Source organism: Pseudomonas sp. TE12508 (assembly GCF_056279485.1).
Window position 1 is genome coordinate 71,181 of sequence record NZ_JBWCCN010000001.1, and the last position, 19,846, is coordinate 91,026.

Below are 19,846 nucleotides of genomic sequence, written 5' to 3' on the forward strand. Positions count from 1 at the left end.
CGTTTTTCATTGATGCCTCAGAAAGTTCGAGTCCGGGTGAGCAGCATGTGGTGGAGCAAAGGCAAGTCGCGGGTTACCGAAGGCGCACGAGCGCTGGCCTCGCCAATGATCATGTCCCTGGAGCCACGCATGCTGTTCGACGGTGCGGTGGCCGCCACGGTCGCCGACACTGCCCAGGCCGACAGCCATGCCACCGCCGAGGCGGTCAAAGCGCCGACCGCCGATCAACCGGTCGCCAGCAAGGACACCCACGGCCAGGCCGATGCCACACCGGCGCCAGCACCCGTTGCGGTGCCGGGGCAGAGCGTGGTGTTCGTCGATTCTCGGGTCAAGGACGCTGGCAGTCTGCTTCAGGGTATTGCTCCCGGTACCCAGGTGGTTCAGCTCGATGCCAGCAAAGATGGCCTGCAACAAATCGCCGATTATCTGGACGGCCATCAGGGCATCAGCTCGGTGCAGATTATCGCCCACGGCAACGCGGGCGATTTGTGGCTGGGCAACAGCTACTTGTCTGCCGACAACGTCGCGGCTCGCAGCGCGGTGCTGGCGAAAATCGGCAAGGACATGAACGTCGGCGGCGACATCCTGATTTACGGCTGCTACACCGCCGAAGGCGAGCGCGGCTTGAGTTTTATCGACTCGCTGGCTCAATTGACCGGCCGCGATGTGGCTGCCTCCAGCGATCGCACCGGGCTCGGTGGCGACTGGGATCTGGAAATTGCCACCGGCAACATTGAAAGCGCCAATGTCCTCTCGACCACGGCCATGACCGACTATCAGTGGGGGCTGGCTACTTGGAACGCCACTAACAACGCCAACACGGGCGTCGGTTCGCTGCGCGCGGCCATCGCCTCGGCGCAGAACGGCGACATCGTCACCTTCAGCAGCAGCATGACGGTGCAGCTGACGTCCGAACTGTTGATCAACAAGAACATCACCGTTGATGGCGACTTGAATAACGACGGTGCGGCTGACGTGATTCTCGACGGTCAGTACAGGACCCGAGTGATTGAAGTGACGGCCGGCAGTATCGTGACCCTCGATGGCCTGGTGATCACCCGTGGCCTGGTGTCGGGCACGGGCGGCAACGGTGGCTACGGTGCCACGGGCGCGATGGCCGGGGGGATTTTCAACGCAGGGATTCTGACCCTGAACAACGTTACCGTGACCTCCAACGCCGCTTCCGGTGGTGGCGGCGGCGGCGGTGTCACCGGCGCTTTTTACGGCGGTGGCGGTGGTGGCGGCGGCGGCTTGGGCGGCCAGGGCGGCGGGCATGGCGGTTCGGCAGGGCCGGGCACCGGCACATTGGGCGGCCAGGCGGGCGGCGGCGGTGTTGGTGGTTACGGCGGCGGTTATGACGCCACCCACATGGGTGGTCGCGGCGGTACCACCACTGGCGGGGCTGGCGGCATAGGTGTTTCCTATTACAGCAACGGCGGTAACGGTGCGACGGCCACCAATGGCACGATTTCCATTGGCGGCGGTGGCGGCGGGGCCGGATGGGACAAGGTCGGTGGCGCCGGCGGCAACGCGGTGGGCGGGATCTACAACGCCAGCAGCGGCACCATCACCATCGTCGGCACGTCGACCATCAGCAACAACATCGGCGCTGGTGGCGGCGGTGGCGGTGGTGGTGGCCAAGGCAGCAATGCCAGCAATGGCGGCATTGGTGGCCGTGGCGTCGGTGCGATCTGGAACAAAGGCACGCTACTGATCACAGCCGCCAACTTCGCGGCCCTGGCCGGTAATGCCGCGGCCAGTGGTGCAGGCGGTACCGCGCAGGGCGGTGGTTCAACCGGCACCTCGCCGACCTCTGTCGCGACCATCTACAACGACGGTGGTGTACTCAACACCGCGTATTCGCCACCGCCGACCGCGACCATTGTGGTCGCTGATACCACACTGAGCATCGGCGAAACGTCCCTGGTGACCATTACCTTCTCCGAGGCGGTAACCGGTCTCACCAATGCGGATCTGACCATCGCCAACGGCACCTTGACCGCGGTAAGCAGCGGCGATGGCGGCATCACCTGGACGGCAACCTTTACCCCGTCCGCCAGTATTTCCGATACGACCAACGTCATCATCCTGGACAACACCGGTGTGATAAACGGCCTGGGCACCCCCGGCGTCGGCACCACCAACTCCAATAACTACACGGTCGACACCGTACGCCCGACCGCCAGCATCGTGTTTACCGACACGGCGCTGAGAATCGGCGAAACCTCCCTGGTGACCATCACTTTCAACGAAGCGGTCACCGGTCTCACCAATGCCGACCTGACGATTGCCAACGGCACCTTGACCTCGGTGAGCAGCGGCGATGGCGGCATCACCTGGACGGGGACTTTCACGCCGAGCGCGAGCATCACCGACACGACCAACCTGATCACCCTGGACAACACCGGGGTCAGCGACCTGGCGGGCAACGCCGGCAGTGGCACCACCGATTCGAACAATTACGCCATCGATACCGTGCGGCCAACGGCAACCGTCGTGGTGACGGACAATGCGCTGAAAATTGGTGAAACCTCGCTGGTCACGATCACCTTCAGTGAAGCGGTCAGCGGTTTCACCAACGCCGACCTGAGCATCGCCAACGGCACCTTGAGCGCGGTGAGCAGCAGCGACGGCGGCATCACCTGGACCGCGACCTTCACACCTTCCGCGAGCACTAACGACGCGACCAACCTGATCACCCTGAACAACACCGGGGTCAGCGATCTGGCGGGCAACGCCGGCAGCGGCACTACCGATTCGAACAACTATGCGATCGATACGCTTCGTCCGACCGCAACCATTGTGGTGACGGACAATGCGCTGAAAATCGGCGAAACCTCGCTGGTGACCATCACCTTCAGTGAAGCGGTCAGCGGGTTCACCAACGCCGACCTGACCATTGCCAACGGCACCTTGACCGCGGTGAGCAGCAGCGATGGCGGTATCACCTGGACAGCGACGTTTACCCCGACCGCCAGCATCACCGACACGACCAACCTGATCACCCTGGACAACACCGGCGTGGCTGATCTGGCGGGCAATGCAGGCAGCGGCACTACCGATTCCAACAACTACGCCATCGACACTGTGCGGCCTACGGCAACCATTGTGGTGACGGACACGGCGCTGAGAATCGGCGAAACCTCGCTGGTGACCATCACCTTCAGTGAAGCGGTCAGCGGTTTCACCAACGCCGACCTGACTATCGCCAACGGCACCCTGACCGCGGTCAGCAGCAGCGACGGCGGCATCACCTGGACGGCGACCTTCACACCTTCCGCGAGCATCAATGACACGACCAACCTGATCACCCTGGACAACACCGGCATCGCGGATCTGTCGGGCAACGCTGGCAGTGGCACCACTGATTCCAACAACTACGCCATCGACACCGTGCGTCCGACCGCCACGATTGTGCTGGCCGATACGACACTGACAGCAGGTGAAACTTCGCTGGTGACCATCACCTTCAGCGAGGCGGTCAGCGGATTCACCAATGCCGACCTGAGCATCGCCAACGGCACGTTGAGCGCGGTGAGCAGCAGTGACGGCGGCATTACCTGGACCGCGACCTTCACGCCAACCGTCGGCGTGAGTGACCCGAGCAACGTCATCACCCTGAACAATACCGGTGTGACCGACATCGCTGGCAACACCGGCAGCGGCACCACCAGCTCTGGCAACTACACCATCGATACGGTGCTGCCGACCGCGACCATCGTGGTCGCCGACAACGCCCTGAAAATCGGTGAAACGTCACTGGTGACCATCACGTTCTCCGAGGCGGTGAGCGGTTTCACCAACGCCGACCTGACCATCGCCAACGGCACCCTGACCGCGGTGAGCAGCAGTGACGGCGGCATCACCTGGACGGCGACCTTCACCCCGACCGTCAGCATTACCGACGCGACCAACCTGATCACATTGGACAACACCGGCGTGCAGGCTGCCGGCACCGGTAACGTGGGCAGCGGCACCACCGATTCCAACAACTACGCCATCGATACAGTGCGGCCAACGGCAACGATCGTGGTGACGGACACCGCGCTGAGAATCGGCGAAACGTCGCTGGTGACCATCACTTTCAGCGAAGCGGTCAGCGGTTTCACCAACGCGGACCTGACCATTACCAACGGTACCCTGACCGCGGTGAGCAGCAGCGACGGCGGCATCACCTGGACCGCGACCTTCACACCTTCCGCGAGCATCAACGATACAACCAACCTGATCACCCTGGACAATACGGGCATCGCGGATCTGGCGGGCAACGCCGGCAGCGGCACCACCGACTCCAACAATTACGCCATCGACACCGTGCGCCCGACCGCGACGATTGTGCTGGCCGATCCAACACTGACAGCGGGCGAAACCTCGCTGGTGACCATCACCTTCAGTGAAGCGGTCAGTGGTTTCACCAACGCCGACCTGACCATCGCCAACGGCACCTTGACCGCCGTGAGCAGCAGCGACGGCGGCATCACCTGGATCGCGACCTTCACGCCAACCGTCGGCGTGAATGACCCGAGCAACGTCATTACCCTCGCCAATACCGGCGTGGCGGATCTGGCCGGCAACACGGGCAGCGGCACCACCAACTCCGGCAACTACACCATCGATACGGTGCTGCCGACTGCCACTATCGTTGTTGCCGACAATGCGCTGAAAATCGGTGAAACCTCGCTGGTGACCATCACCTTCAGTGAAGCGGTCAGTGGTTTCACCAACGCTGACCTGACCATCGCCAATGGCACCTTGAGCTCGGTGAGCAGCAGCGACGGCGGCGTCACCTGGACCGCGACCTTCACACCGACCAACGCCATCACCGACACCAGCAACGTCATCACCCTGGATAACAGCGGTGTGCAAAACGCTTCGGGCAATGCCGGCAGCGGCACCACCGATTCCAACAACTACGCCATCGACACAGTGCGCCCAACGGCCACCATCGTGGTCGCGGACGCGGCGCTGGCGGTGGGGCAAACCTCGGTGGTGACCATCACGTTTTCCGAGGCAGTGACCGGTTTTACCACGGCCGATCTGACGGTGAGCAACGGTACCCTGAGCAATCTGAGCACCAGCGATAACATCACCTATACCGCCACCCTGACGCCGACGGCGAGCATCACCGACTCGACCAACCTGATTACCCTGGACAACACCGCAGTGATCGACGGAACAGGCAACACGGGGACCGGGACCACCGATTCGAATAACTACGCCATCGACAGCCTACGCCCGACCGCCGCCATCGTGCTGAGCGACACGACCCTGAAACCGGGCGAAACCGCGCTGGTGACCATCACCTTCAGCGAGGCGGTAACGGGTTTCGACAACGCTGACTTGAGTATCGCCAACGGCACGTTGAGCGCGGTGAGCAGCAGCGACGGCGGCATCACCTGGACCGGGACCTTCACCCCCACCGCCGGGATTACCGATACCAGCAACCTCATCACGTTGAGCAACGGCGGCATCTCGGACCTGGCCGGCAATGCCGGGTCTGGCACCACCAACTCGGCCAATTATGTAGTGGAAACCGAAGTGCCGACCGCCACCATCGTGGTTGCCGATAATGCGCTGAAGGTCGGAGAAACCTCGTTGGTCACCATCACGTTCAGCTCGGCGGTCAGTGGTTTTGACAACGCTGACCTGACAATAGCCAACGGCACCCTCAGCAACGTTTCGTCCGTCGATGGTGGCGTGACCTGGACCGCAACCTTCACCCCTGCGGTCAGCGTGACGGACACCACTAACCTGATCAGCCTGGATAACAGCGGTGTGACCAACGCGTCGGGCAACAGCGGTGTCGGCGTGACCGACTCCAACAACTACGCGATTGATACCGTTCGTCCTGATGCGACCATTGTGGTGGCGGACAATAAGCTGGGCATTGGTGAAACCACCACGGTGACCATTACCTTCAGCGAAGCGGTGTCCGGTTTCGACCTGTCGGACCTCAGCGTGGCCAATGGCGTGCTGTCCAGCCTGGCCAGTAGCGACGGCGGTGTGACCTGGACCGCCACACTCACACCGACCGCGAGCCTCAACGATGCGACCAACCTGATCCTGCTCGACACCGGCAATGTGCTCGACGCGGCGGGTAATGCCGGCGCCAGCATCGCCATTTCCAACAACTACGCACTCGATGCGACTCGCCCGACCGTCACCATCGTGGTTGCCAACCCGAACCTGGGCATTGGCCAGACGACGCTGGTGACCTTCACGTTCAGCGAGGCGGTCAGCGACTTCGATTTGTCGGACTTGAGCGTCACCAACGGCGAGCTGACCAATCTGGCCAGTAGCGACGGCGGCAAGACCTGGACCGGAACGTTCACACCCACCGCGAGTATCACCGACCCGAGCAATTTCATTGCGCTGGACACTAGCAACGTGACGGACCTGGCGGGCAACATCGGCGCCAGCGTCGCGGTGTCCAACAACTACGCCATCGACGGCGAACGGCCGACGGCCACGGTGGTGGTTGCCAACCCGAACCTGGGCGTGGGCCAGACCTCATTGGTGACATTCACCTTCAACGAAGTAGTGAGTGGCTTCGACCTGTCCGACGTCAGCGTGGCGAACGGCAGCTTGTCCGGTTTAAGCAGCAGCGATGGTGGTAGAACCTGGACCGCGACCCTGACGCCGAACGCCAATGTCAGCAGTGGCAACAATGCGATCAGCCTGAGCGTCGCTGGCGTCAGCGATTCAGCAGGCAACACGGGCAGCGGTGTCAGCCTGTCGAACAGCTATGCGATCAATACGGTCGTTGCACCGTCGTCCCCGCCTGTCGTGGTGCCGCCGGAACCCGAGTTCCGGGTCACGGTTCCTGTCACCGTGCCCGATCTGCCCAACGTGCCATTACAACCGATCATCTTCACTGCGCCCACTGGCGATCTCGGCTCGCCGCTGACCTTTACCCCGCTGTTTGAACAGCGAGTGATCGGCAACGGCATTCGGCCTTTGGGCGATATTTTCATGAGCCACGGGGCGCTGACGCCTAGCTTTATCGCGCAGGTATTCAGCAGCAGTGAAAACGGTGGCGATGGCTCAGGTCACGGCTTCCTCGGTTTTGGCGGTGGCGACGGCGGGGTCTTTGGCAGCAGCACGCTGTCAAATCTGTTCAATCAGGACACGGGCAGTGAGGGGGAATCGCTGAACGCCTTCGGCAATAACTCAATCAGGATGGGAGATGCTTCCCAAGGACTGCGTGGTGTGTTTGGCGCACCGAGTCTTGGTCAGCAATTGCAACAACTCAAGGACACCGAGCAGCGGCAGATCGAAAGCCTGGCCGCGGCTTTGCACCAGGTCGGCATCAGTGAAATGCAGGCCTGAAAAAACCATTAAAGCAGGGCGGCATCTGGGGGCTCCAAGGATGAAGAGAAGTCAGAAGTTATTCGGCGCCAGCCTGCTGGCGCTGGCGATCAGCGGGTGTGCAGTCACCAGTGAACCGATCGAACGCAGCGTCAGCCAACAGCGCGCCAAAAGCGATCTGCAAAACATGTACAAGGGGCAGGAGCCTCTCAGCGGCCCGCTGACCCTGCACCAGGCCATGGCCCGGGCAGTGAAATACAACCTCGAAGGCCGGCTCAAGATCATGGAAGAGGCCTTGGCCAAGCGCCAACTCGACCTCGCCAGCTTCGACATGTTGCCGCGCATGGCGCTGGACGCCGGTTACGTGGGGCGTAACAACGTCAGCGCCTCCAGCAGCCAGAGCGTCGAGACCGGGGCCCAGTCCCTGGAACCGTCGACCTCCCAGGACCGCGACCGTGAAGTGGCGGACCTGACCATGGTCTGGAACGTGCTCGACTTTGGTGTCAGCTACATCAGCGCCAAGCAACAGGGCGACCAGCGACTGATCGTCCAGGAGCGTCGGCGCAAGGTTATCAACACCATCGTGCAGGACGTGCGCTCGGCCTATTGGCGAGCCATGGCCGCCGAACGTTTGCTCAAACAGATCGACAGCCTCATGGTTCGGGTCGAAACCGCTCGCACCAATAGCCAGAGCATGAGCGAGCAGCGTATCGGCGATCCGATTCAGGCATTGGGCTATCAACGCTCGCTGATCGAAGCCACCCGGCAACTGGAAGAACAACGCCGCGCACTGTCGTTGGCGAAAACCGAACTGGCAACGCTGATCAACCTGCCGCTGAGCACCGAGCTGACGCTGGCAACCCAGGACGATTACATCATCCCGGAACTCAAGGTCGATCTCGCCAGCCTGGAACAGGAAGCCCTGACCAGTCGGCCGGAGTTGCGCGAGCAGGATTACCAGACCCGGATCAGCGCCGCCGAAACCCGCAAAGCCATGCTGCGTCTGCTGCCGGGGCTGGAGTTTGCCGCTGGCGGGCATTACGACAGCAACTCGTTTTTGGTGGAGCAGGGCTGGGCGGATTACGGGGTGAAAGTCACCTGGAACCTGTTCAATGTGATTTCCGCGCCCGCCGCGATTGACGTTGCCAAGGCCGGTGAAGAAGTCGCCGCGGCGCGCAGGCAGGCGATGTCGATTGCCATACTGGCGCAGCTTTACGTGGCCAACGCCAACTATCGCGAGGCGATGCGGCAGTTCAAGACCAATCAGCAACTGTCAGACATCGATGGACAAATCGTCGGCCAACTGCGCAATCGTCATCAGGCGGCCGGGCTGGGCGAACTGGACCTGATCCAGGGCGAGCTGAACACCTTGCAGGCCGATCTGCGACGCGACCTGTCTTACGCCGATCTGCGCAACGCTTACGGGCAAATCTTCGCCAGCGCCGGTCTCGATCCCCTGCCGGACGAAGTGCAATCGACCGAAGTCCAGTCCATCGCCACGGCCCTGGCCAATCGCGAAGAGGCGTGGGCGGCGGGCAATATCTCTGTGCCGGTGGCCCATGCCCCGGTCCAATAATCTGCTGGCGCCGACGGCGAGCATCAGCCGCGCCCAAAGGGAGACCCGCAACGGCCATCGCGGCACGGCAATTCTGCTGACCGGTTTGCCGGCCGCGGGCAAATCGACATTGGCCCAGGCACTGCACGCCGAGTTGTTCGAGCACGGCGTGCAGAGTGTGGTGCTCGATGGCGACGGACTGCGGGTCGGGCTCAATCGCGATTTGGGGTTTACCGACAGCGATCGCCTGGAAAACATCCGCCGCGCCAGTGAACTCGCGGCACTGTTGGTCGAGAACGGCCAGATCGTCATCCTCGCGATGATCGCGCCCTTGGTGGAGTTACGTGAATTGTTCGTCCAACGGTTGGGCGAGGACTACCGCGAAGTCTGGTGCAGTGCCTCGTTGGCGGTGTGTGAACAGCGTGACCCCAAAGGTCATTACGCCCGGGCTCGACGGGGTGAGTTGGCGGGGTTTACCGGTATTTCCGCGCCTTACGAACCACCGCCATGCGCGGCGCTGGTGCTCGACACAGGTGCGCAGTCGGTGGAGGCCTGTCTCGACCGTTTGCTGACCTGGCTCGGCGAATGCGCGGTGCTGCCGAAACGATGAGTCGGCCGGCCTTTTCCCGCTTGCCGGTAACGGTGGATTTGCCGTTGCTGTTGCAGGCATTGACGGTGATTGGCGAGGGCGACTGGCACAGTCACTTCAATAGCGATTATTACGCTGGCGACTGGAGCGGTGTGGCACTGATTTGCGCGGCCGATGCCTTGACTGAACTGTCGCCCGGTCGCGGCGAGACGCTGTTGCGTGCGCCTTGGCTGCAAGATGCTCGATGGCAGCAAGGGTTGCGGGATCTGCCGCTGCAGATCGTCTGCGCGCGGCTGCTGCGGCTCGGCCCGGGCGGGCGCATCCATGAACATCGCGACTATGACCTGGGCGCGCCAGACGCTGACTTGCGTCTGCATATCCCGTTGCTCAGTCCACCCCGAGTGGACTTTCTGCTGGACCGCCAGCGCATGCCGATGGCCGCTGGCGAATGCTGGTTTCTCGACCTGTCGCGGCCTCATCGCGTGGACAATCGCGATACCCGGGCACGGGTTCATCTGGTGCTCGATTGCCGGCCTGGTGCCTGGCTGGAGCAGGCGATTATCGACGGGTTGGCAACCACGCCACCGCCGCAATTCGGTCATGACGCTTTAGCGCAGTTCCAGGCGTTGGTGGCCAGCGATCCGCAGCTGTGCAAGTCCTTGCAGGGGGTGCAGGACAACGAAGCCTTTATCGTCCGTACCCTGGAACTGTCCGCCGAGCGTGGACTTGCGTTCACCGCTGAAGAACTGCGCGCGGCGATGCGCGACGGTCGCCGTCAATGGAATGAACAATGGAGCGCCTGAACCTGGAAGGCTGGTTGCCGATTCGCGTGTGGCAAGAGGCCGGGCAATGGCAAGTCGACTGGTGCTGGTTCGGTGACACGCCGCTGCATCAGCCGTTTTTTCGTGAGGCCGTGGAAGACGCGCTGCGACTGCCGTTCAATCAGGCGTTTCGCCGGAAAACTGCATTGTCGACCCTCGCTGACTGGCAGGTTTGCAGCCCTGGGCTGGCCCCGAGTGCGTTTATCTTTCATGCCTCGCGATGTGGCTCGACCCTGATCAGCCAGATGCTGGCGCAACTCGACAGCCACATTGTCGTCAGCGAGCCACCGCCGCTGGATGCGTTGTTGCGCAGTGATTTGCCCGCCGTCGAGCGCCGTGCTGCCATCAAAGGGGTGCTGTCTGCTTACGGGCAACGTCGGCTCGGTTCGGAGCAACGACTGGTCATTAAGCTCGATGCCTGGAACATCACTGAATTGCCTGTGTTGCACGAGTGTTTTCCCGAAACGCCTTGGTTGTTTGTGTACCGCGATCCGCTGGAAATCGCCGTCTCGCATCTGCGCCGTCCGGGCATGCACATGGTGCCGGGGATGATCGGGACGAGCGGGCTGGACGACGAATTGCCGTTCGATAGCCGCGAGGATTACATCGCCCGGCGGGTGGGGCGGTTACTGGCGTCGGGGTTGGCGCAATGCCGGGCGTTTGGCGGCCTGGCGGTGAACTACAGCGAACTGCCACAGGCCATGGCGGGGCGGTTGGCTGAGTTTTTCGGGTTGGATGAATTGCAGCGTGAGCAAGTGTTCGCGGCAGTGGGGCAGCATGCCAAGCAGCCGTCGCAGGTGTTTGTTGGTGACAGCGATAGCAAGCGTCGTGAAGCCTCGGTGCTTCTTAACGAACGCATACAACAATGGGCGCTAGAGCCTTATAAGGCTTTGAAAAAAATGCGCAAAATATGATTGGAATGGCTTTTTGTGGCGAGGGAGCTTGCTCCCGCTCGGCTGCGAAGCAGTCGCAGGTTTTAGGGCCGCTACGCGACCCAGCGGGAGCAAGCTCCCTCGCCACAGGTCATCGGTGCATCAAGGCTTGGACGACAAATCCGCCATCCCCTTGAGCAATTCGATCGGCAGCGGAAAGACGATGGTCGAACTTTTATCCCCGGCAATCGAACTCAGCGTCTGCATGTAACGCAGCTGCATGGCACCCGGCTGGCGTCCGAGCATTTCGGCGGCCTGCATGAGTTTTTCCGAGGCTTGCAACTCGCCTTCGGCGTGGATCACCTTGGCCCGACGTTCCCGCTCGGCCTCGGCCTGCTTGGCGATGGCGCGAATCATCGATTCGTTGAGGTCCACGTGCTTGATCTCGACGTTGGCCACCTTGATGCCCCAGGCGTCGGTCTGCGCATCGAGTACTTGCTGGATGTCGACGTTCAGCCGTTCCCGTTCGGCCAGCAATTCATCGAGTTCATGTTTACCGAGCACCGCCCGCAATGTGGTCTGGGCCAGTTGGCTGGTGGCCATGAGAAAGTCTTCGACCTGAATGATCGCCCTTTGCGGATCGAGCACGCGGAAATACAGCACCGCATTGACCTTGACCGAGACGTTGTCCCGGGTGATGACGTCTTGCGGCGGTACGTCGAGCACCACGGTACGCAGGTCGACGCGAACCATTTGCTGGACCACTGGAATCAGCAGGATCAGGCCAGGGCCCTTGACCTGCCAGAAGCGTCCGAGCTGGAACACCACGCCGCGTTCGTATTCGCGCAGGATACGGAAGGTCGACCCCGCCAGTGCAATCAGCAGTAACAGCAGCGCGGCAAAACCCAGTTGCAGACCCATGACTATTCTCCGCCATCATTGTTCATACGGGCGCCGCGTCAGCCGCGACCACTTCCAGCAGTAGACCCTTGCGTGCCACTACCCGGACCTGTTGACCCGGTTGCAGCGGTGTTTCGCTCATTGCCTGCCATTGCTCGCCTTGCAGGTGCACCCAGCCGATATAAGCGTTACCGGCCTGCAACGACGTTATCGGCGTCACGGCGCCCAGTATTTCGGCGTCACCGCTGACGTTGCGGCGCGGTCGGGTTTTCAAGGCGCGGATCACCAGGAAAATCAGTAGCAGTGCGCTGATCAGTCCCAAGCCGATCATCAACGGAACAGGGACTTCGGCGTTAGTCAGAATCACTGCCCCAATCACGAACATCACAAGGCCGCCCAGGCCGACCACGCCGTAATTGGGCAAGGCCGCCTCGGCGATCAGAAACGCAATGCCGAAGGTGATCAACCAGAGCCCGAGGGGATCGGGAACCAGCACCACGAGAGTGTCCGCCGCGAAAACCGGTCCGCTCAGGGCCAGCAGCAGCGTAATTGCACAGCAACGCATGTTCACTTGACCCTCCGGGAGAGTCATCCGTCCGCGAGCCGTTCATGACTCTGTATACAAGTCTAGTTGACCCTGCATTGGTATGAATTTTGACCAGTGTCGACAGCGTCCGACGGGCGGATTTCCCGCCGGATCCCACCAGCGGGCCTAGACTTTTAAGGGAGGCAAAAGTTAACCATCGTCCGCGATTCGTTGCTGCGGACACCGAGGTGCATCATGCGTATGGCAAAAACCGTGCAGAACAGCCTGGACAAGGCCCACTGCGAATATGACATCGTTTCCCACCCGCACTCGGCCAGCAGCCTTGAAACGGCTCGGCTCGCGGGTATCCCTGCCGAACGGGTCGCCAAATCGGTGATCCTCGACGACCGCCACGGGCATTACTTGATGGCCGTGCTGCCTGCCAGCCGTCACCTGGACCTGAGCAAAGTCCGTGGCAGCAGCGAATGGCAAGTCACCCGGGAAAGCAACCTGCCGCACCTGTTCGACGATTGCGAACGCGGCGCCGTGCCTGCACTGGGTGAATCCTACGGGATGGACATGGTCATCGACCCACAGCTGACCCGGCAGAAAGATATTTACCTGGAAGCCGGCAACCACAACAACCTGGTACACATGAGCGTGCCGGAATTCTTGAAAATGGTGCCGCATGCCGAAGTGTGCGAGTTGAGTCTTTCGGCATAACAGTCGCCCCGACTGACGTCTTCGCGGGCAAGCCTCGCTCCTACAGGACTTGCGAAAACCCTGCGGGTACGGGCTTGCCCGCGAATAGCCGCACCGCGGTCACCCATCCAATAAGCGATCACCAAGGAGCCCGACATGGAATCCCCAACCCACAGCCTCCCATCCCTGTTCAAACAACTCGGCCTGCCGGATGACGCCGAAAGCATCGATAAATTCATCGCCACCCATTCACCGCTCAAACCCGAACTGCACCTGGCCGACGCGTTCTTCTGGAGCGAGAGCCAGGCAGAGCTGCTGCGTGAGGAGATTCTGGATGATGCCGATTGGGCGGAGGTGGTGGATCAGCTGGATGTGATGTTGAGGAAGGGGCGGGGGGTGTAACAATCATCTTTCTGGTGGCCACTGTCGGGACGTATGCGCTAGAGCGAGTATCCAGATCGCGTCTGGCCCCAGTTCATAAACGACACGATAGCTCTGATGTGGAATTAACTCGCGGGTACCTGCAATGATTCCGCCAGGGCCGCTTTCTGGGTATTGGGCAATGCGGGATATCGCGTCCTTGAAGCGGTTGTCCATGTCGATGGCGGCTTGCGGGTTGACGGCATGCAGGTAATCCCAAATGTCTGCACGATCCTGTGCTGCTGTTGGCGTCCAGATTATCTTCATTCTTGTATGGTTGCTCGCACTCGCCTGGCAGTGAATTCTGCTTCAACTTCTTCATTGGTCAGGCCATCCCCAGCGCGCATGGACACTCGGGCCTTATCGACCTTACGTTGCAGGAACGCTTCGTACTCGCGCGATTCTCGTTGGGTTTGAACGAATTGACGCATCATTTCCCTGACGATTTGAGAGGCAGGACGATGAGAAGCTTCTGCTTCGGCCATGAACTGTTCACGCAATTCGGGTTCGAGTTTCATCGTAAAAACGGCTTGTTTTGACATGTCCAAGTCCTCGGAATATGTACTGACGAAGTATATACATCTTCACTACATTCTTTGGTTCAAGCTTGTACACGTCACGACAGACGGACGTTCCTTGCATTGCGGCCGGGAAAGCGGACGAACGCAAGGGTCACACCCCGGCAAACCCTGAGGCCGTTGCTATGCTTTGACTTGATGGGGGCGCGTGGCGAACCCGTCGATCAAGGCTTGCGTTGATCATGGGGATCTAATAATGAAAAACCCTTACGCTCCCGGCTTCTGGTGCGCCATTGCGGCATTGGTTTTGCTGTCGGCCACCTATTTCTACGGCGTCATGCTGGCCCACCAGCTCGACACGGCGCTGATATTCCTCGACAGCGCGGCGGCGTTGATCGCCGTGATGGCTATCGTGGTGGTCGCCTGGGCTTCATTACAGAACCAGCGCATCAAGAAGCGACAACTTGAACAAGGCAAGACCCTGGTGCTGATCTGGGACACCAAGGTGGCTTTGCGTCGCGTCGAAACGGTGTTCGACCGGTATTTCTGGGGCAGTTACTGGCAACCGGGGCGCACGTTCCAGGAAGTCATGGGCGAACTCACCGGCACGCCGCTGGAAAAAAGCCTCGAAACCTTGAAAAAACAATGCCTGGCGCTGGACAAGCAAGTGGCCGATGAAGGGTGGCACTGGCTCAACAATGCGCGAGAGCTATCGGATGTCGCCAACGCCATGGCCCGTGAACGCTATCAGCTGGATTTCTGCGACCCGCGCGCGGAAGTGACCGGCGGGGCGGTGATCAATCGGGATTTTGAAGTGCTGGTGTATACGTGGACCGCCCGGCTCAAGAGCTTTGATCATCAATTGGATGAGATTGAGGTTCAGTATTCCTGAGTTTGATGTTGGCAGGACTGACGCCATCGCGGGCAAGCCCGCTCCCACAGGTTCAGCGCAATCCTTGTGGGAGCGGGCTTGCCCGCGATGGCGATCTCATGACCACCAAAACTCTCGCCCCCATGCGCGATCCATAGACACTCTTTCACCTTTAATCATTGGGCCGCTTTGCGGAGCAAATGCTAATCTCCATCCCACTTTCAGCGCAGTCGTGACCGCAACCCGCCATGGGTTCAGGGAAGACGACCACATTTTCAACAACGGACATTGAACGGGTACTTCATGAATAAATCAGCAGGCGTGCTTCTAGGAATTGTCGTGGCCATCGGTGCAATCAGCGCTGGCGGTGCGTGGTACACCGGCAGCAAACTCGATGGGGTGCTGAATACCTCGATCACCGACGCCAACAAAGAGCTGCAAGCCGCGCTGGCTGGTTCCAACGGCACGGCGTCGCTGGAACTGGTGTCGCTGGATCGCCATGTGTTCAGCAGCACCGCGCACTACCGCCTCAAGGGCGAAGGCGAGATGTTTGGTGAAGCACCGGTCGAGTTGCTGTTCGTCGACCGCATCGAACACGGTCCGCTGCCGTTCTCGCGCCTGGTGTCGCTGAAGTGGTTGCCGGTCCTGGCGACCAGTCACTACGAGCTGGAAAAGACCCCACTGACCGAAAAGTGGTTCGCTGCCGCCAAGGACAAATCCCCGGTCAAAGGCGTGGTTAACATCGGCTACGACAACTCCACCAAGGGCACCCTCGAGTTTCTGCCGCTGGAAACAGCACTGGATGACAAATCCAATCTGACCTTTTCCGGTATGAAACTCGATGTAGCCGCCAGTGCCCAGGCGCAAAAGGTCAAGGCAGACGGTTATATGGACAGCCTGAAGCTGACCACCGTGGCTGAAGATCAGACCCCGGTGCAGGTCGAGCTCAACGGCTTGACCGTGGCCAGTAACCTGAACAAAAGCACGTACGGCTATTACACCGGCGAAAACACCGTTGTGCTGACCAGCAGCAAAACCACCTTCGGCGCCAAGCAATCGGTACTCGGCGTCAAGAACTTTGAAATGAAGAACCAGACCGAGGAAACGGGTACCAACGCTTCGGGGCGTGCCGATTACAAGGTCGGTGAAGTGTCCTTGAACGGCAAGGTTATCGGCTCTGCGAAGATGGCCATGAGCCTGAAAAACCTCGACATCCCGTCAACGATGTCGCTGATGCAGATCTACCAGACCAAACTGCAACCCTACGAAAGGGCCGCCGCTGAAGCCGCTGCCGCCGGTGAACCGGCGCCGGAGCTGAACCTGACCCCGGCTGAAGAGGCGCAGGTCAAGACCGGCCTGGAGAAACTGCTGGCCGCAGGTCCCCAGGTGGCCCTGGAAAACCTGTCGTTCAACACCAGCAACGGCGAAAGCCGCGCCAACCTGGTGCTGGACCTGACCAAACCGCAGTCCATGGACCTGCCGCCAGACCAGTTGGTCAAGCAATTGATCGCGCTGCTGGACTTCAACCTCTTGGTGTCCAAGCCAATGCTGGTTGACGTGCTCACCGTGCAATCGCAAATCGACGGTCAGACCGACGCCAAGCTCATTGCCGATCAGGCGAGCGCAACCGCCGACATGTTCAGCAGCATGGCGGTGGGCACGCAACTGGCGAAACTGGACGGTAACAACGTCGTCACCAAGCTGCACTACACCAACAATCAGGTGGACTTCAACGGCCAGAAAATGACCCTCGAGGAATTTGTCGGCTTCGTGATGAGCAAACTCGGCGGCACGGGCGACGTCAGCATCCAGTAAAACTGCAGGCCTCACCGCAACGCCCGGCCTCTGCATTACGCAGACGCCGGGCGTTTTGCTGTCTGGGGTTTGGAAACGGGGAGAGGGGGAGGAGGTTCCAATGTCAGTCAATCAAGGCACGGAACCTGTGGGAGCGGGCCTGTGGCGAGGGGGCTTGCCCCCGGTGGGCCGCGAAGCTGCCCCAAAATCTGTGATGTATCAAAGATCGTGTGAGTGCTACGCACTCAAACGGGGGCAAGCCCCCTCGCCACAGGCTCGCTCCCACAGGGGCTGCGCTTGGCTGACTGGTACCAGAGAAGGCCCGAGCGTCAAGAATCTGAATAATTATTGTGCTCTGGATAGTCGACTACGCTTGCATGCAAAACTGCGTCGATAAAGCCTGGCCGGGTCTTTCGATCCGGCTTTCCGCTACGAATGGGCAAAGGGACATTGCGACCCGGCTGGCCATGTAAGGATGCTGACGAATGCCGTGTATTGCAGGTCCCTTTATTCATCGTGGTTTACGCCCCTTGTTTCGCGTTGCGCTGTGCGGCCAATTGCTGTGGCCGGTGCTGGCGTTCGCCGATACGCCTTATGACCAAATGGTTCGCGATGCACGAGCCGGCAACTACACGCCTGCGCTGGCTGTATTGCGCCAGGTGCCAGTCAACCAGGCCACCACCGGCCAGATCAGCGATCACTTGCAGATCGCCAGCTGGGCAGGCCTGGACGCTGAAGTGGTTCGGGTCTATGAAACCCAGGGGCACAATCGGGCGTTGCCGGTTCAGGCCCTGACCGCTACCGCGCGTGCCTATCGCAACCTCAAGCGCTGGGACTCGGCGACCCAGGTATACAACAAGGCTCTGGCTCTTGACCCGAAAAATGCCGACCTGCAGCTGGGGTTGGCGATGACCCAGGCCGACGCCGGTAAGCCTGACGAGGCGGTTGCCCGCGCCAGGGCGCTGGTGGCGGCGAAACCGGATGACCCTTCCCGCCGCTTGGCCCTGGCCTACGCCTTGACTCGCGCCGGTGCCACCTACGACGCATTGTTTGAATACGACCAGGCTTTCATCCGCGCCGGCAGCAAGCCCGACGTCGCTCGGGAATACGTGATTGCCCTGCAACGCGCCCGCCTGCCAGAACCGGCCTTGCGCCTGGCGCGTCAGCGGCCGGGGCTGCTGGATCCGGTCACGCTGCGACGTCTTGAAGGTGATCTGGCCGCAGAACGCGTGCGGCTGGCCGAGCTGGCCACCCGCAGCGAAAAAGAACGTTATCTGATCGCTGATCGGGCTCTGGCCGATTACGACCAGTTGCTGACGACCTGGACGCCGGATCTTCAGGCCCACGATGACGTCATCCGCTGGCGAATCGATCGCATGGGCGCCCTCAAGGCCCGCGCGCGCACCGCTGATGTGATCGCCGAATACCAGAAATTGCTCGCCGAAGGTGTGAAGATTCCGACCTATGCCTTGCGTTGGGTGGCGTCGTCTTATCTGGACCAGCGTCAGCCAGAAATCGCCACCGATTTGTATCGTCAGGTGCTGGTGGCGCCGGATGCCGATGTCGGCGACCGTCTGGAAGACAGTACCGCGCTCTATTACGCCTTGCTCGAAAGCGATAAGGCCGATGAAGCACGTCAGGTCGCCGAGGACTTGGCCAAGACCCAGAAGCCACGGATCGAGCTCAAGGGCTTGCCGGTGGGCAATCCCAACGATGAATGGATGGACGCGCAGCAACTCGCTGCCCAGGCCGGCACCTACGGCGCTGATCTGCCGTCGGGTGAGCAGCGTTTGCAGACGCTGGTGGATCAGGCCCCGGGCAACCTCGGCCTGCGTCTGGCCCAGGCCGATCTGTACCTGGCCCGGGACTGGCCACGGCGCGCCGAGAATCAGCTCAAGGAAACCGAGAGCATGGCGCCGCGGGACATCGGGCTGGAAGTTGCGCAAGGTCACACCGCCATGGATCTGCAGGAGTGGCGGCAGATGGATGCGCTGACCGACGATGTGGTCGCGCGTTTTCCGGACAACCGTCAGGTCCAGCGTTTGCAGCGCCAGCGTGCGGTCCATGACATGGCCGAGCTGCGGGTGGAGGCCTACGGCGGCAAGAGTTATGGCGGGGGCAACGGCGACGCCGGGGCGGTCAACGGCAGTCGCGATTTCGGCATCGAAACCACGCTGTACAGCCCCCCCATCGATGAAGACTGGCGCGTGTTCGCCGGTGCCGGTTACGCCACCGGCGACTTCCAGGAAGGCACCGGCCACCATCGTTTTCAGCGCGTCGGGCTAGAACGCCGGACTCGCGATATGACCCTGGAGGCAGAAGTCTCCAACCATTCCTATGGCTTCGGTGACAAACAGGGCGCGCGCCTGGCGATTGCCCGAGACATCGACGATCACTGGCAGTACGGCGGCAGCCTCGAATACCTGTCGGCGCAAACGCCGTTGCGGGCCTTGAACAGCGACATCACCGCCAACGGCGGCAGCGGTTTCATCCGTTGGCGCGCCAATGAGAGCCGTGAGTGGAGACTGGCGCTCAGCCCCTCGCACTTCAGCGACGGCAACAACCGTGTCGAAGCCTTGCTCACCGGTCGCGAGGGTGTTTACCGCGCGCCGGGGTTGCAGGTCGACCTCGGCCTGGAGGTCGGCACCAGCCATAACTCCAAGTCCGACGACGTGCCGTATTTCAACCCCAAATCCGACTTCAGCGTGCTGCCGACGGTGAACGTCAATCACGTGCTCTACCACCGCTACGAAACCTCCTGGAGCCAGCAGTTCCAGGCCGGTGCGGGCACCTATAGCCAGCGCGATCACGGGACCGGCGGCGTCGGCCTGTTGGGTTACGGCCAGCGCTACAGCTGGAACGACGTATTCGAGGTGGGCGGCCTGCTGAGCGTGATCAACCGGCCTTATGACGGCGACCGCGAAACCGATCTGCGCCTGCTCGTCGACCTCACTTACCGCTTCTAGAAGA

The 19,846-nt window shown here is 61.2% G+C and carries 14 protein-coding genes; 10 read left to right on the top strand and 4 right to left on the bottom strand.

The features are described 5' to 3' along the window. Positions 1–129: 129 nt before the first annotated feature. The 5 genes from ACZ9IM_RS00270 to ACZ9IM_RS00290 are packed head-to-tail and all read left to right on the top strand — an operon-like array spanning position 130 to position 11,187. On the top strand, positions 130–7,329 hold the full coding sequence (locus tag ACZ9IM_RS00270) for an Ig-like domain-containing protein (protein ID WP_476223269.1): 7,200 nt from the start codon (positions 130–132) through the stop codon (positions 7,327–7,329). A 40-nt stretch (positions 7,330–7,369) separates the two neighbouring features. Further along, positions 7,370–8,884, top strand: a complete 1,515-nt coding sequence (locus ACZ9IM_RS00275; RefSeq protein ID WP_008068569.1) for a TolC family protein — start codon at positions 7,370–7,372, stop codon at positions 8,882–8,884. Beyond that, a complete protein-coding gene (cysC, locus tag ACZ9IM_RS00280) occupies positions 8,868–9,473 on the top strand; it encodes an adenylyl-sulfate kinase (protein ID WP_427624179.1) in 606 nt (201 codons plus the stop codon). Before ACZ9IM_RS00275 ends, cysC begins: the two co-directional genes overlap by 17 nt. After that, the gene (locus ACZ9IM_RS00285) at positions 9,470–10,255 is read left to right on the top strand and encodes an aspartyl/asparaginyl beta-hydroxylase domain-containing protein (RefSeq protein WP_427624246.1); all 786 of its coding nucleotides are present in this window, start codon (positions 9,470–9,472) and stop codon (positions 10,253–10,255) included. The genes cysC and ACZ9IM_RS00285 overlap by 4 nt, the downstream gene beginning before the upstream one ends. Then, positions 10,243–11,187, top strand: coding sequence for a sulfotransferase family protein (locus tag ACZ9IM_RS00290; protein WP_476223154.1), 945 nt, complete (start codon positions 10,243–10,245; stop codon positions 11,185–11,187). Before ACZ9IM_RS00285 ends, ACZ9IM_RS00290 begins: the two co-directional genes overlap by 13 nt. A gap of 120 nt (positions 11,188–11,307) precedes the next feature. Here the strand turns inward: ACZ9IM_RS00290 and ACZ9IM_RS00295 are convergent, their stop codons facing one another. Together ACZ9IM_RS00295 and ACZ9IM_RS00300 are read right to left on the bottom strand one after the other, a co-directional pair. Next, a complete protein-coding gene (locus tag ACZ9IM_RS00295) occupies positions 11,308–12,066 on the bottom strand; it encodes a slipin family protein (protein WP_008009522.1) in 759 nt (252 codons plus the stop codon). Positions 12,067–12,088: 22 nt separating this feature from the next. After that, positions 12,089–12,616 (bottom strand): NfeD family protein, encoded by a 528-nt coding sequence (locus ACZ9IM_RS00300; RefSeq protein WP_218396769.1) that lies wholly within the window; start codon positions 12,614–12,616, stop codon positions 12,089–12,091. 210 nt (positions 12,617–12,826) lie between these two features. Here ACZ9IM_RS00300 and ACZ9IM_RS00305 point away from each other — a divergent pair, with 210 nt between their 5' ends. Together ACZ9IM_RS00305 and ACZ9IM_RS00310 are read left to right on the top strand one after the other, a co-directional pair. Then, entirely contained in the window at positions 12,827–13,294 is a 468-nt protein-coding gene (locus tag ACZ9IM_RS00305) for an aminoacyl-tRNA deacylase (RefSeq protein WP_007899556.1), read from the top strand. A 135-nt stretch (positions 13,295–13,429) separates the two neighbouring features. Then, positions 13,430–13,675: a DUF2789 domain-containing protein gene (locus tag ACZ9IM_RS00310; RefSeq protein WP_007899563.1), complete on the top strand. Its 246-nt coding sequence runs from the start codon at positions 13,430–13,432 to the stop codon at positions 13,673–13,675. A 3-nt stretch (positions 13,676–13,678) separates the two neighbouring features. On the opposite strand, the gene ACZ9IM_RS00315 is transcribed toward ACZ9IM_RS00310, so the two are convergent. Together ACZ9IM_RS00315 and ACZ9IM_RS00320 are read right to left on the bottom strand one after the other, a co-directional pair. Next, positions 13,679–13,960 carry a type II toxin-antitoxin system RelE/ParE family toxin gene (locus ACZ9IM_RS00315; protein ID WP_008068579.1) on the bottom strand — a complete coding sequence of 94 codons (282 nt, stop codon included), beginning with the start codon at positions 13,958–13,960 and terminating at the stop codon, positions 13,679–13,681. Further along, complete coding sequence (locus tag ACZ9IM_RS00320; RefSeq protein ID WP_401171826.1) at positions 13,957–14,235, bottom strand: antitoxin of toxin-antitoxin stability system; 279 nt, start codon at positions 14,233–14,235, stop codon at positions 13,957–13,959. The genes ACZ9IM_RS00315 and ACZ9IM_RS00320 overlap by 4 nt, the downstream gene beginning before the upstream one ends. A 232-nt stretch (positions 14,236–14,467) precedes the next feature. On the opposite strand from ACZ9IM_RS00320, the gene ACZ9IM_RS00325 reads away from it, so the two are divergent. From ACZ9IM_RS00325 to pgaA, 3 genes are all read left to right on the top strand, one after another. Then, positions 14,468–15,103, top strand: coding sequence for a hypothetical protein (locus ACZ9IM_RS00325; protein ID WP_008068581.1), 636 nt, complete (start codon positions 14,468–14,470; stop codon positions 15,101–15,103). Between the two features lie 282 nt (positions 15,104–15,385). After that, positions 15,386–16,897: a YdgA family protein gene (locus ACZ9IM_RS00330; protein ID WP_476223155.1), complete on the top strand. Its 1,512-nt coding sequence runs from the start codon at positions 15,386–15,388 to the stop codon at positions 16,895–16,897. Between the two features lie 464 nt (positions 16,898–17,361). Further along, positions 17,362–19,842, top strand: a complete 2,481-nt coding sequence (gene pgaA, locus ACZ9IM_RS00335; RefSeq protein WP_476223156.1) for a poly-beta-1,6 N-acetyl-D-glucosamine export porin PgaA — start codon at positions 17,362–17,364, stop codon at positions 19,840–19,842. Positions 19,843–19,846: the final 4 nt, after the last annotated feature.

What these genes read in the sequence shown, in the direction of transcription:
- ACZ9IM_RS00270 (WP_476223269.1), top strand. Translation starts at nt 130, where the DNA reads ATGCTGTTCGACGGTGCGGTGGCCGCCACGGTCGCCGACACTGCCCAG.
- ACZ9IM_RS00275 (WP_008068569.1), top strand. Translation starts at nt 7,370, where the DNA reads ATGAAGAGAAGTCAGAAGTTATTCGGCGCCAGCCTGCTGGCGCTGGCG.
- cysC (WP_427624179.1), top strand. Translation starts at nt 8,868, where the DNA reads ATGCCCCGGTCCAATAATCTGCTGGCGCCGACGGCGAGCATCAGCCGC.
- ACZ9IM_RS00285 (WP_427624246.1), top strand. Translation starts at nt 9,470, where the DNA reads ATGAGTCGGCCGGCCTTTTCCCGCTTGCCGGTAACGGTGGATTTGCCG.
- ACZ9IM_RS00290 (WP_476223154.1), top strand. Translation starts at nt 10,243, where the DNA reads ATGGAGCGCCTGAACCTGGAAGGCTGGTTGCCGATTCGCGTGTGGCAA.
- ACZ9IM_RS00295 (WP_008009522.1), bottom strand. Translation starts at nt 12,066, where the DNA reads ATGGGTCTGCAACTGGGTTTTGCCGCGCTGCTGTTACTGCTGATTGCA.
- ACZ9IM_RS00305 (WP_007899556.1), top strand. Translation starts at nt 12,827, where the DNA reads ATGCGTATGGCAAAAACCGTGCAGAACAGCCTGGACAAGGCCCACTGC.
- ACZ9IM_RS00310 (WP_007899563.1), top strand. Translation starts at nt 13,430, where the DNA reads ATGGAATCCCCAACCCACAGCCTCCCATCCCTGTTCAAACAACTCGGC.
- ACZ9IM_RS00315 (WP_008068579.1), bottom strand. Translation starts at nt 13,960, where the DNA reads ATGAAGATAATCTGGACGCCAACAGCAGCACAGGATCGTGCAGACATT.
- ACZ9IM_RS00320 (WP_401171826.1), bottom strand. Translation starts at nt 14,235, where the DNA reads ATGTCAAAACAAGCCGTTTTTACGATGAAACTCGAACCCGAATTGCGT.
- ACZ9IM_RS00325 (WP_008068581.1), top strand. Translation starts at nt 14,468, where the DNA reads ATGAAAAACCCTTACGCTCCCGGCTTCTGGTGCGCCATTGCGGCATTG.
- ACZ9IM_RS00330 (WP_476223155.1), top strand. Translation starts at nt 15,386, where the DNA reads ATGAATAAATCAGCAGGCGTGCTTCTAGGAATTGTCGTGGCCATCGGT.
- pgaA (WP_476223156.1), top strand. Translation starts at nt 17,362, where the DNA reads ATGCCGTGTATTGCAGGTCCCTTTATTCATCGTGGTTTACGCCCCTTG.